Below are 13,637 nucleotides of genomic sequence, written 5' to 3'. Positions count from 1 at the left end.
CTGATTTTTGCTATATTTAAAGAAGAGTGTAAAACATAAAAAGGGAATTGGGAATACAGAACGCCGAACTGGAACTGGTGCTGAAAAAATGCGAGCAGGACTCAGTACCGCATAAAGAAGCGCTTTATAAAGGCTATTATGGCTTTATAAAAGGCGTGGTGAGGCGTTATGTAAATGATTATCATGTAATGGAAGAGCTTGTGAATGACTCTTTTGTAAAAATTTTTAATAACCTGAACACATTTAAAGCCCCAGGTTTTTCTTCAGATATCGAACAATCTTTTAGAGGTTGGGTGGCAAAAATCGAATCCAGGACCGCCATTGATTTTTTGAGGAAGAAGAAAATGAACTTTTTGCAGGAGGAGCCGTCGGAGAATCATTTTCCGGAACAGCAGCCCTCCGGGGTGCACACCAGCGAGGTAAAAGATATCATGTCCTTGCTGAACCAATTACCAGAAATTCAAAAAACTGTTTTTAATTTATACGAAATCGAAGGATTCAGCCACGAAGAAATTGCCCGCTTACTGCAGATTTCCGAAAATGTCTGCCGGGTATATCTTTCGAGAGCAAAGAATAAATTAAAAGCGCTTTATATAAAACATTTTTAATAAAAAGTCATGGAAGACCATCAGGATGATTTTTTAAAACACATTAAGGACGTGCTCCGGGATCAGGAGGAGGAGTACCGGCCAGGTGCCTGGGAACAATTTTCCCGGCAGCACCTGCAGGCTGCTCCGGCCAAACCGGCGCGGATTGTTCCTTTATGGAGAAGAATTGCTGTTGCGGCGGCAGTTCTTGCAGGCGTATTTCTGATCGCCAACTATTTCATTACCACCGGCGGCAAACAGCAGGGAAATCTCGCAAACGGCGAACATTCCCATCCCGAAAAAACAGCGCCAGCTCCTGAAAAAGCAATCACATCCACACCTTCCCGGCCGGATCTTTCAGCAACCGGCGATCCATCACCTGAAAACCATGGTTTGATACCCGAAAAAGAAGCCGGCACTGTTATTTCTTCCTATCCTGTAAGTAAGCAGGGACAGCTGGCACAGAACGATGCGGTAAAAGAAACGCCCGAACTTCCGGCAAACCCCAATCCGTCCGCCGGCGCACCAGCCGGTCAGGAACCGGTGAAACAGTCTCCGCCGGTCGATAATCCACCGGCGCAGCGCCCCGTTCAGCCTGGCAGACCGGCTCCCTATAATGCCCCTTCTCATCCTGACAATTCCTATTCGTCGTTGGCGGCGCAGTTTCCCACACCGGCCCGGGAGCGGGAACATTCAAAAAAATGGACCCCCAGCCTTTATATTTCACCCATGTTTGGAGAAACGGATGTGAATGTAGGTTACGGTATCTCCCTGGGTTATGCCGTTAACGACCGGATAAAAGTAAGTGCCGGTGTTGCCCATAACAAACTGACCGCCTCAAGGGATTTTGATGTAACAGCTCCCCCCTCCAATGCTTCGCTCAGTGGTTCAGGAAGCAATGCGCTTTTGGCAGCCAGAAGTCTGGTTAATGCGGACGCCGCTGTTTCCAAACCACAGCTCGAAACGGTAAGAGCAGCGGTAAGCGGGTTTGATATTCCCGTAGACATCAGCTATAACATTTCAAAAAATCTTTATGCAAGTGCCGGTGTTTCAGGCCTTGTTGTTGTAAAGGATAATACTCAATACACTTACGTAACCAGCACAAACACAAGAGTTTCGGTAGAAAATAATGAAGGCATTCTCCAGGAAGATAAAAATATGCGAACAATGGAATATGCCACTTCCAACGCCGCACCGGAAGCTTCTCAAAAAGAGCGCACTCCGTTTATAGGCTTCTATAACCTGTCGATGGGCTACAAACAAAAGATCACGTCCAAAAACAATGTAGCCATTGAACCCTTCCTGAAAGTACCGATGAAAACCGTTTCAGATCAGAAACTCAATTACACAGGTATGGGTATCCGGCTGAAGTTTGATTTTTAGGATCTTGTTTTTTTAGTTATAGTTTATCCAGGCTGCATCAGAACAGGGTGCAGCTTTTTTATGGCTGCTATATTTTGAATACCACCAGAGGCCTCCGGGTTTGTCTTATTTATATACAGCAAGGATCAGGACCCGGATCACCGCTTGTTTACAGTTTTTTTGTGAATAACACTTTTTGTACACAAATCTGCCCGCCGTGTTTTTGTGTACAGCTTTTTTGTGTACAAAATCCTTGTACACAAATCTTTTGTACACAAACTTTTGCTGTTCCTGCAAAGCAGCGCACCATCTGAAACCAGGAAACTTACAGCGATGGAGGAACTCCCGGCGCGCCGTCCGGGAATACTGCAAAAGCCTGAAGCGCCTCCTGTTATCTCCTGGTAAATCGCCTGCCTGTTTTTAGTATGCTAAAGATTCCTATCTTTAGGATCAGCCATGAAATTACTGAGTGCAGCACAAATACGGGACTGGGATACTTATACCATGGAACATGAACCCATCGTTTCTCTGGAGCTGATGGAGCGTGCTGCCAATGCCTGTACCCGCTGGCTGCTTCAGAATACCCTGGCAGACGTATACTATATTTTTTGCGGAAAGGGCAACAACGGGGGCGACGGCCTGGCCATTGCCCGGCTGCTTTACAACTCCGGCAAAACGGCCAGGGTCTTTATCCTGGAATCAGATGCCAAAGGGTCGGATGACTATATTTCCAATTTCAATATCCTGCACCACCTGTCCGCCATTCCCATTTATCAGCTGCGGTCGGAGCAGGATTTTCCCGTGATCCCGGAATCCTGCATGATCATCGATGCACTCTTTGGTACGGGTTTGAACCGGGGACTGACCGGCCTGGCGGCACTCCTGGTTACGCATTTAAACAATGCCCTGGCTCCTGCCATTGCCATCGATATCCCCAGCGGCCTGTTTTGTGACCAGTCATCCCAAAATCAAAGCATTGTACGGGCGCGGCATACGCTCACCTTCCAGACGCTCAAAATGGCGTTCCTTGTTGCCGAAAATGAAGCTTTTTTCGGACAGGTGCATTTGATGGACATCAACCTTCATCCATCCTTCCCGGATCTTGTAAGCACTCCGTTCCATATCATCAACCAGGCATTGGCACGGCGGATATACCGGCCACGGGCAGCATTTGCCCACAAAGGCAATTTTGGGCATGCCCTGATCATTGCCGGCAGTTATGGCAAAACCGGCGCGGCGCTCCTCAGTACCCGCTCCTGCCTGAGATCCGGAGCCGGGTTGGTAAGCGTACATGTACCGGAGAAAAGCGTATCCATTATGCAAACCGCCGCCCCGGAAGCCATGGTACTACCGGATGCCGACGCCACCTGCATTACACAGCTGGGTTATCCGGCCGGTCATTTTTCGGCAATCGGGGTTGGACCAGGCATTGGAACCGCCACCAAAACCCGGTTCTTTTTACGCGAGTTGCTGGAACGGATCACCGGCCGTTTCGTACTGGACGCCGACGCCTTAAACATTATAGCCGAAACTCCAGAGCTTTTAAACCTGCTGCGGCCAGACAGCATTCTTACACCGCACCCAAAAGAATTTGCCCGTCTGTTTGGAACCTATGAAAACGACTTTAAAAAAATAGAGGTAGCTATTTCTAAAGCAGTGGAATTTAATATTGTAATTGTATTAAAAGGACACCGCACACTGGTGGCCCTGCCCGATGGTACCGGCTTTTTCAATATATCGGGCAATGCCGGCATGGCGAAAGGCGGCAGCGGCGATGTACTTACGGGAATGCTGACCAGTTTGATGGCGCAGGGTTATACCTCAAAAGAAGCGGCGATCCTGGGTGTATTTATGCACGGACTGGCGGGCGATTTTGCCGCCACCGCCCTGGGAATGGATGCCATGATTGCCACAGACATCATTGAACATATTGGAAAAGCCTTTGAAAAACTGCTATAAAAATGCAACCGGTAACACCTGTTTCATTTGCCGCAATTTTAAGCCGCCGGTGGGGAATTTTTTGCCGGAATAAGCCTTCTTTCTCCCTCTTTTTCAAAGCTTTCAAAAAAGATTTATAAATGATTTAAAAGTTTAAATAAAAACAGTTATCTGCTCAAAAAACGTCTAATTGCCACATTAAAAATAAGATTCCACTTATTGAATGCAACACTTATATTTGCAACCTTGCTTATGCCTTATATAATATATTAATGTAGAAAATTTATATGCAACATCTGATCTATTTAGTACCTCTAATGGCTATCATCGGCCTCATTTACACTTTATTAAAATTTCGATGGGTTGTTAAACAAGATGCAGGAACACCAAAAATGAAAGAGATCAGTAACCACATTGCTGAGGGCGCTATGGCTTTCTTAAAAGCCGAATGGAAGATCCTCGGCTACTTTGTGGTAATTGTTGCCATTTTACTGGGTGTATTGGCCAATGCCAACCCGCACTCCCACTGGATGATATCCGTATCCTTTGTTATTGGAGCTGTATTAAGCGCCGTAGCAGGTTACATCGGCATGCGGGCTGCTACTTTTGCCAATGTACGTACAGCCAACGCGGCCAGAACCAGCCTGCGTAAAGCGCTGAATGTTTCTTTTGGCGGCGGTGCGGTAATGGGTGTTGGTGTAGCCGGACTGGCGGTACTGGGTTTGGGTGGTTTGTATATTATCCTGAAACATTTTTTTGCGCCGGATGCCGACCTTAATTCCTCCGAAATGCTGACCACCATTGAAGTGCTGACCGGCTTTTCACTGGGGGCAGAATCCATTGCGTTATTTGCCCGTGTGGGTGGTGGTATTTATACCAAGGCTGCTGATGTGGGTGCCGACCTGGTGGGTAAAGTAGAAAAAGGCATTCCTGAAGATGATCCCCGCAACCCCGCCACCATTGCCGACAATGTGGGTGATAACGTGGGCGACGTAGCGGGTATGGGTGCCGATCTTTTCGGGTCTTATGTAGCTACGGTACTGGCCACCATCGTTCTTGGACAGCAGATCGATGTAGCGGATGGTGCCGATTTCCTGGGAGGTTATTCTCCCGTAGTATTGCCGATGCTGATTGCCGGCATTGGCATTTTGTTTTCGATTATCGGTACTTTTTTCGTAAAGATCAGCGAAAATGCGGGCATCAGCACTAAAACGGTTCAGAAAGCATTGAACATGGGTAACTGGGGCTCTATTATATTAACTGCGGTAGCATCTGCCGGATTGGTTTACTGGATCCTGCCGGAGCAAATGGTATTGCGCGGTTTTACATTTACCCAAAACGGGGTAATGGGCGCCATTGTGGTAGGACTGGCTGTAGGTGCTTTAATGACGATCATCACCGAGTACTACACGGCGATGGACAAGCGCCCGGTAAACTCTATTATTAAAAAATCATCTACCGGGCATGCCACCAATGTGATCGGCGGTTTGGCCGTAGGTATGGAGTCTACCTTTTTACCCATCCTGGTTTTAGCCGCAGGCATTGTAGCGTCTTACAAATGCGCCGGTTTATATGGGGTATCCATTGCAGCGGCCGCTATGATGGCAACCACTGCCATGCAGCTGGCCATTGACGCATTTGGTCCGATTGCTGACAATGCAGGAGGCATTGCCGAAATGAGTGAATTGCCCAAAGAAGTACGTGAAAAAACCGATGTGCTGGATGCCGTTGGAAATACTACTGCTGCTACCGGTAAAGGGTTTGCCATCGCTTCTGCAGCATTAACCGCGCTGGCGTTGTTTGCGGCATTTGTTGGAGTAGCCGGTATTAAGGGCATCGATATTTATAAGGCGAATGTGTTGGCCAGTCTTTTCCTGGGTGCCATGATTCCGTTTATTTTCTCGGCACTGGCCATCCGGGCAGTAGGCGAAGCGGCGATGGCCATGGTGGAAGAAGTAAGACGGCAGTTCCGCACTATTCCCGGGATCATGGAAGGCACAGCAACCCCGGAATACGATAAATGTGTGGCCATTTCTACGGAAGCTTCTTTGAAAAAGATGGTGGTACCGGGTGCCATTGCTATTATCTCCCCCATCATCATCGGCTTTTTACCCGGATTTGGTGCAGAAGCCCTGGGTGGTTTCCTGGCAGGTGCAACCGTATCCGGTGTATTGCTGGGCATGTTCCAGAATAATTCCGGCGGCGCCTGGGATAATGCCAAAAAATCATTTGAAAAAGGCGTAGAGATCAACGGGGAAATGTTCCACAAAAAATCGGATCCGCATAAAGCATCTGTAACCGGCGATACGGTGGGTGATCCGTTCAAAGATACTTCCGGTCCGTCTATGAATATCCTGATCAAACTGATGTCGATCGTATCCCTGGTTATTGCGCCTACGCTTGCACAGGTTGAAGGAAATGTTGCCAAACAGCCGGCACCGGTGAAACAGGAAATGACCAAAAATACAACGGTCGCTTCCGGTAAAATCGCCGCAAACTTCAGCGGTATCTCAAAATAACAGCAATCGTTAAAATAGATTCAGGTTGTTTCTGCAAAGAAGCAACCTTTTTTATTGGGAAAGTGCCGCTGAAACACAGAAGCACTGGATGGTTTTTGGGGCCGCAAGTGCGAATAGAAAAATTAGTCTGTGTTTCGGCGCCTCTGTGGCTCATTCACTATTTGATGTCTGCAAACACGAAGTATACCGCACCAATCATCAATAAAAAGCTCACCAGGTATTTCCAGTGAAAGGCATTATTGGCAAATGCAACCGCATAAATGGTAAACACCCCCAGGGTGATGACTTCCTGCGTGATCTTAAGCTGAAACAGGTTCACGCCTGCTTTTTGCCCCAGGCGGTTGGCGGGTACGGCCAAACAGTATTCAAAAAATGCAATCAGCCAGCTTAGCAGGATCGCCTTCCACAAAGGCCAGTTTTCATTCTTCAGATGATGATACCAGGCCAATGTCATAAAAACATTGGAACAAATCAGCAAAAGGATGGTTCTGTAATACATTCCGGACCGGATTTAGAATTTAGCTCAGCGCTTTTTTAAAAGCAGTAACCGCCACGGGATCGATACCGGAATGCCGGATGCTTTCGGTATCATTCATAAAGGCCGGTGTGCTGAATTTCATTTTTGAAGAAATCATTTCCCGGAGCGAACTATGAAACTGAATGCATCCGGTATCTTTGGCAAGGGCCTTTACATTATCAGCGCGCACACCGCTCCCGGGCATGATGATAATCCGCCCCGCGGCCTGCTCCTGCAGTTGGCGGATCAGCGGAGCACCCTGAATGGCCGTTAATTCCTGTCCGCTGGTGAGGATCCGTTCACATCCGGTTTTAATGATCTGCTCAAGGGCTTCGAGGGGATTTTTACACCGGTCAAATGCCCGGTGAAAGGTAACGCCCAATGGATACACGGCTTCAACAATCCGCGCGGTGCGATCGGTATCAATCTCCCCGTTGGCTTTTAAAAAACCAATGACCACTCCATCGCAATCCAGTGCCTTGCAATTAATGGCATCTGCCAGCATGCATTCAAATTCATCATCGGTATATAAAAAATCGCCACCCCTTACCCGGATAATCGGATAAATGGGCAGATCAAATTTTTCCCGGCAGGTTTTGATCACACCATAAGACTGGGTGGTACCTCCCTCGCCCAGGTTGGCGCAAAGTTCAATGCGATCGGCACCTCCCGCAACAGCGTTCTTTGTCGATTCAAAATCGGTTGTAGCTATTTCAATGGTGAAGTCGTTATATATATGAGACATGTGGGGGTTGGTAAGATGTTGTTAGTGAAAAGTTATTTGTTATTTGTTATTTGTAAAATAATAATTCGCATCTACCAGGGCCTCTTTTGTATTTGTTTTAATGGCATAGCTAAATCCTTTATGTATGGCGTAGGCACCTACCACCCCATTCCTGTTAATGGCAATAAATGCCACCTGTATTTTCTGCGCATCTGCTTTTTTGATCTTTACGATGCGTTCAATAATTTTCCTGCAGGCCACTTCCGGCCCGTATCCCTGCCGCATCATCTCTACCACGCTATGCGAGCCCGCAACCCGGATCACATCTTCGCCCTGCCCGGTAGCTACACAAGCCCCTGCTTCATTGTCTACAAACAGTCCGGCCCCAATGATCGGTGAGTCGCCCAGCCGGCCACGCATCTTAAAGCCCATGCCACTGGTGGTACAGCTGCCGCTGAGATTGCCCTTTGCATCCATAGCCAGCATACCAATGGTATCGTGATTCCATTCGCCATTATCGAACCGCTCCGGTGCAAAAGGGCCATGTCCTTTATTTTCGCGGTTGATCGCCGGTTCATATTTAGAATTTTCCAGCCATTTCTTATACGCCTTTTGTGCATCCGCCGATAATTCCTGCGGCTCCAGTGGAAATCCTTCTGCTACCGCAAACTGCTGGGCTCCGCTTCCCACCAGCATTACATGGGGTGTTTTTTCCATTACACGGCGGGCAACAGAAATAGGATGTTTGATCCGCTCTAAAAAGCCCACACTCCCGCAATTGAATTGATGATCCATGATGCTCGCGTCCAGCGTAACAATGCCATCCCGGTCGGGATTGGCGCCCAACCCCACACAACAGTTTTGAGACGCCTCCGTTATTTTAACACCGTTCTCTACCGCATCCAGCGCATTACCTCCTTTTGAAAGAATTTCCCAGGCTCCTTTATTGGCAGCCAAACCGGCATCCCAGGTAGATATGACAACCGGCCCATTTTGTGATACCACCTGCCCGCGGCTATTTTTGAGCAATAACGACGTTGCACCGGAGAGCAATCCAAGCTGAAGAAAACGCTTTCTGTTGATCATATACCTATTTTTTTTCGAAATTAATCATTCCCGCGCATTCTCCGGATAATGTGGGAATCTCAAAATGTGAAAATATGAAAATGTGGGAATGTGGGAATTGGAACGGAAGCCAGGGTAACGTAACGCCGAAAACAAGGAATAAAAAAACAAGATCCAAAGGCCCAAATCTCAAGACACAAGATCCAAAGAGCCAAGCTCAAAATACAAGATCCAGCGCTCAAACCTGGCATCACCAACTGATAACTAAAATCTGATGGCTGATAGCTGATTGCTCACCGCTGCCGGCTAAAGCCATCTCCAATTTTCCGTTATTGATCCGACGAATCGGAACGATAAGCACGCTTATCACCGGCCTGAAGGGCAGATTTGGTATTGGAGAATTGCTGTAGCCGTTGCTGGTAATTCCTTTGTACCCTGCGCTTCATAAAGTTAAGCCAGCCAAAAAACTGTCCCGTTATGCCATAAGCCTGGGCAATCCATTTGGTCAAACTAAAGCCATCGCTGTGCTCAATGATCTGGTTGCCGGAGAACCGCATAAACGATTTGGCCTCAAAAACGATCTGTTTTTTTGAAAGAGAAGAGATCCAGGTGGCTTTCCACTGACAGGTAGCATACTCGTGGTCTATTTCCTCTGTTTTAATAACCGTCAGCCGGAAATCCCGGATATCATTACAGACCATCTCCCATTTGTCCTTTACTTCTTCGCCTTCCAGCATTCCAAAAAGCGGGTCGCTGTAAACGATGTCATCGCTGTATAATGCATTCATGGCCTGGTGGTCCAGATTTTTAAAGGCCGTAAAAAACAAATCAATGATTTCAATATTCGTCATCCTGTATAAAGCTCGCGTAAATTATATGATTTAAATCCCCCGGGGAAAACGCGAAAATAAGACAATCGTTTGCATTGCTCCTTCTTAATTTCTATCTCAAAAAAATCCTTAACTTGGCCCACAAAACTCAATCCCTGTTATGCGTGTCATTTTATGTTTTGTTGCTTGTTTTGCCTTTTTCAGTATCCGGGCACAGGAAGTAAACATTATTCCCCAACCAAAGTCGGTTATTGTTAAAAACGGTCATTTTACGCTCAGCCGCGCTACATCCATTGTAGCCCCGTCAAAAGACGATAAAAATATCGCGGAACTTTTTAACAGCTACCTCAAATCCTATTACGGATTTACCCTGCCGGTGGTTTCAAAAGGAACAAAAGGCATCCTGTTAAGCACAAAATCTGCTTCCGGCGACGGGTATACCCTTGAAGCCGATGAAGCGGCCATCCGGATCTCCGGTAATTCGGCAGCAGGTACCTTTTATGGAACACAATCCTTAATTCAGCTGCTGCCGGTTGAAAAAGGCAGCACCCTGTCTATCCCCACCGTATCGATCACCGATGCCCCGGACGTAGCTTACAGAGGCCTGATGCTGGATGTGGGACGCCACTATTTTCCCGTAGCCTTTGTAAAAAAATACATCGATTATATTGCCCTGCATAAGATGAACTATTTCCACTGGCATCTTACAGAAGACCAGGGATGGAGAATTGAGATCAAGAAATACCCCAAGCTAACATCTGTTGGTGCCTGGCGCAACGGTACCATCATTGGTAATTTTCCCGGCAAAGGAAATGATAACACAAGATATGGCGGATTTTATACCCAGGCGGAGGTTAAAGATATTGTAGCCTATGCTTCCAAAAGATATATTACCGTAATTCCGGAAATTGAAATGCCCGGGCATGGCGGCGGCGCCATTGCGGCCTACCCCTATTTAAGCTGTTTTCCGGACAAACCTACATTCGATTATTTTCCCAAACAAAGCACCTGGGCCGGTGATAAAACCGGTAAAAAGGTACAGCAGGCATGGGGCGTATATGAAGATGTATTCTGCGCAGGGAAAGAAAGTACGTTTAAATTCCTGGAAGATGTGCTGAGCGAAGTATTACCGCTATTCCCCTCAAAGTACGTACATATCGGCGGCGACGAATGTCCCAAGAAGAACTGGGAAAAATGCCCGTTATGCCAGAAAAGGATCAAAGAGCTGGGCATAAAAGGCGATAAAGAACACAGCCCGGAACATTACCTGCAAAGCTATTTCATTCAGCGGATGGAAAAATTCATCAATGCTAAAGGCAAGAACATTATCGGCTGGGACGAGATCCTGGAAGGAGGTTTAGCGCCTAATGCAACGGTTATGAGCTGGAGAGGCGAAAAAGGCGGTATCACCGCGGCACGCCAGAAACACCAGGTGATCATGACGCCGAACAATTACGTGTACTTCGACTATCAGCAGTCGCCCAAAGAAGATTCTGTTACCATTACCAATAACCGGAACTCCCTGCCCATAGAAAAAGTATACAACTGGAAAGTGGTTCCGGACAGTTTAACCGCAGAAGAGCGGCCACTGATCTGGGGCGGCCAGGCAAACCTGTGGACCGAATACATCAGCAATCCTAAAAAAGCGGAATATATGCTGTTTCCCCGAATGAGCGCATTAAGCGAAGCGTTGTGGAAACCGAAAGCAGACCGTAACTTTGACGACTTTAAAAAGCGGCTGGAGGTTCAGAAGAAACGGTACGACCTCTGGGGAGCCAATTATTTTGGCAAATAACCGCTTTACTGTTTCATCCCATTCATAAATCAATATAAAATAAATATCAAATGCCTAAGTCACAAACTGCTAAGCAAAATCATTTAGACACACTGGAGAAGGTAGAAGTGCAGATCTTCCCGGATCTGAAGGCCGGTTCACTGGCCATCGCAAAAACCATCGCCAGCCTGATCCGCGACAAACAGAAGTTGAAACAAAAATGTGTGCTTGGCCTGGCTACCGGCTCCAGTCCCAAAACCCTGTACGCAGAGCTGGTGCGGATGCACAAAGAAGAAAAACTGAGTTTTAAAAACGTGGTTACATTTAACCTGGATGAATATTACCCCATCAGCAAGGAAGCCATCCAGAGCTACAACCGCTTTATGCAGACGCATTTGTTTGACCATGTAGATATCAATCCAAAAAATATTCATATCCCCGATGGTGAGGTAAAAAAAGAAGATGTAAAAGCAGCCTGTACGGCTTACGAGCAACTGATCGAAAAGGCCGGCGGCATCGATTTACAGATACTGGGCATTGGTAACAACGGGCATATCGGGTTTAACGAACCGGGTTCCGGTATTTATACAAAGACCCGCCTCATCAACCTGGATAACTCTACCCGGATCGCTAACTCCTATGAGTTTGCGAATATTTCTGAAGTGCCACGGATGGCAGTTACCATGGGGATCAGCACCATTTTAAAATCGAAACAGATCATCCTGATGGCCTGGGGTGCCGGCAAGGCAAAAGCGGTAAAAGCCGCTGTGGAAGAGGATGAAGCAGAGCATGTACCCGCTTCCCTGTTGCAAAGCCATCCCAATGTTACCTTTATTGTAGATGAGCCGGCAGCATCTGAACTGACCCGCCTGAAATCGCCCTGGCTGACCGGGGAGGTAGAGTGGACACCCAAAATGATCAAGAAAGCGGTGATCCATATGGCGCTGCAGCTGAAAAAACCCGTGCTTTCGCTTACCAACGAAGATTATAACGAATATGGTTTAAGCGATCTGCTGGTGGAGAAAGGCAATGCCTACGAGATCAACCTGGAAGTATATTATATGCTCCGCGACAGCATTACCGGCTGGCCCGGCGGCAAACCCAATGCCGTGATCCCTTCCCATCCCGAGCGTTCGACCCCCTATCCTAAAACAGTGCTGATCTTTTCCCCGCATCCGGATGACGATATCATCAGCATGGGCGGTACCTTTCAGCGCCTGCACGATCAGGGCCATGATGTACATGTAGGTTACCAGACCTCCGGAAATATTGCCGTAACCGATGAGTTTGTAACCCGTTTCCTGGATTTTGCCGTTGGCTTTAACAGCATCGCAAAGATCGACTCCGACAAGCCGGCCAAAATCCTTTCGCAAACACGCAAATATGTGGCAGGAAAGAAACCCAACCAGATCGATACGCCCACGATCCGCGAAATTAAAGGATTGATCCGTCGCGGTGAAGCTGGCGCTACCTGCCGTTATGTAGGCATTCCTGATAGCAATATTCATTTTATGAACCTGCCTTTTTATGAAACAGGTACCATCGAAAAGAAGCCGCTTGGAGAAAAAGATGTAAAGATCACGATGGAATTGCTGCGTAAAATAAAACCCCAGCAGATCTACTGCGCCGGTGACTTCGCCGATCCGCATGGTACCCACCTGGTATGCTTCAACGCAGTTGTGGCCGCATTACAGCGGCTTCGCGAAGAAGGCGACGAGTGGATCAATGACTGCTGGCTGTGGCTGTACAAAGGCGCATGGCAGGAGTGGAATATTGAAGACATTGAAATGGCCATTCCCATGAGTCCGGAGCAGGTATTAAGAAAACGGTTTGGCATCTTTATTCACCAGTCGCAGAAAGACATGGTACCTTTCCAGGGATCTGATAACCGGGAGTTCTGGCAGCGCGCGGAAGAGCGGAACGCCAATACGGCCACTATTTATGCCGACCTTGGATTGACGCACTATGCGGCCATGGAAGCCTTTGTTCGCTGGCATTATTAAGAGCGAAAAAATCAGGATTGTTTCAACAACATCCTGATTTATATTTAAGAAGCGCCAATCTCCGGATTGGCGCTTTTCTTATACAACAGTGCAGTAAACGGTTTGCAACGTATTTTTTATTGGAGCAGGCAAGCTATCGGGATAGACCATTCTACCTTGTACCCTGTAATAGCTGATGTTCCTTTCTCCTGATAAAGCAGAAATCAGGATGCCGTCTTAGGTTGCCCGGCGTTGAAAATTTTATTAAATAAGCGCCTCACAGCAAATGAACAGAAAACAGGAGCCGTCCATTTAACAACGGTTTCTGCAACATCTCAC

General features: G+C 47.4%; 10 protein-coding genes. 6 read left to right on the top strand and 4 right to left on the bottom strand.

Annotated elements, in window-relative coordinates:
- Window positions 1-47: 47 nt before the first annotated feature.
- From Q1V85_RS14515 to Q1V85_RS14500, 4 genes are all read left to right on the top strand, one after another.
- Window positions 48-608 (top strand): RNA polymerase sigma factor, encoded by a 561-nt coding sequence (locus Q1V85_RS14515; protein WP_300601138.1) that lies wholly within the window; start codon window positions 48-50, stop codon window positions 606-608.
- A gap of 9 nt (window positions 609-617) precedes the next feature.
- Complete coding sequence (locus Q1V85_RS14510) at window positions 618-1,970, top strand: hypothetical protein (protein WP_300601136.1); 1,353 nt, start codon at window positions 618-620, stop codon at window positions 1,968-1,970.
- A 435-nt stretch (window positions 1,971-2,405) separates the two neighbouring features.
- Window positions 2,406-3,908 (top strand): NAD(P)H-hydrate dehydratase, encoded by a 1,503-nt coding sequence (locus tag Q1V85_RS14505; RefSeq protein ID WP_300601134.1) that lies wholly within the window; start codon window positions 2,406-2,408, stop codon window positions 3,906-3,908.
- A 266-nt stretch (window positions 3,909-4,174) separates the two neighbouring features.
- Window positions 4,175-6,406 (top strand): sodium-translocating pyrophosphatase, encoded by a 2,232-nt coding sequence (locus Q1V85_RS14500; RefSeq protein WP_300601132.1) that lies wholly within the window; start codon window positions 4,175-4,177, stop codon window positions 6,404-6,406.
- Between the two features lie 157 nt (window positions 6,407-6,563).
- On the opposite strand, the gene Q1V85_RS14495 is transcribed toward Q1V85_RS14500, so the two are convergent.
- The 4 genes from Q1V85_RS14495 to Q1V85_RS14480 all read right to left on the bottom strand — a co-directional run bounded on the left by Q1V85_RS14495 (window position 6,564) and on the right by Q1V85_RS14480 (window position 9,563).
- A complete protein-coding gene (locus Q1V85_RS14495; protein ID WP_300601130.1) occupies window positions 6,564-6,905 on the bottom strand; it encodes a DMT family protein in 342 nt (113 codons plus the stop codon).
- 19 nt (window positions 6,906-6,924) lie between these two features.
- On the bottom strand, window positions 6,925-7,668 hold the full coding sequence (locus Q1V85_RS14490) for a copper homeostasis protein CutC (RefSeq protein WP_300601127.1): 744 nt from the start codon (window positions 7,666-7,668) through the stop codon (window positions 6,925-6,927).
- Between the two features lie 39 nt (window positions 7,669-7,707).
- Window positions 7,708-8,733 carry an isoaspartyl peptidase/L-asparaginase family protein gene (locus Q1V85_RS14485; protein WP_300601126.1) on the bottom strand — a complete coding sequence of 342 codons (1,026 nt, stop codon included), beginning with the start codon at window positions 8,731-8,733 and terminating at the stop codon, window positions 7,708-7,710.
- A gap of 308 nt (window positions 8,734-9,041) precedes the next feature.
- Window positions 9,042-9,563 carry a nuclear transport factor 2 family protein gene (locus Q1V85_RS14480; RefSeq protein ID WP_300601123.1) on the bottom strand — a complete coding sequence of 174 codons (522 nt, stop codon included), beginning with the start codon at window positions 9,561-9,563 and terminating at the stop codon, window positions 9,042-9,044.
- 139 nt (window positions 9,564-9,702) lie between these two features.
- Between Q1V85_RS14480 and Q1V85_RS14475 the strand changes: the two genes are divergently transcribed.
- Window positions 9,703-11,337, top strand: coding sequence for a beta-N-acetylhexosaminidase (locus tag Q1V85_RS14475; protein WP_300601121.1), 1,635 nt, complete (start codon window positions 9,703-9,705; stop codon window positions 11,335-11,337).
- Window positions 11,338-11,387: 50 nt separating this feature from the next.
- Window positions 11,388-13,319, top strand: a complete 1,932-nt coding sequence (nagB, locus tag Q1V85_RS14470; RefSeq protein WP_300601119.1) for a glucosamine-6-phosphate deaminase — start codon at window positions 11,388-11,390, stop codon at window positions 13,317-13,319.
- Window positions 13,320-13,637: the final 318 nt, after the last annotated feature.

Origin of the sequence: Niabella sp. (assembly GCF_030150205.1) — a bacterium.
GTDB lineage: Bacteria > Bacteroidota > Bacteroidia > Chitinophagales > Chitinophagaceae > Niabella.
Note: the sequence above shows the minus strand (reverse complement) of the source record. Positions and strands in the feature narration are given on the sequence as shown.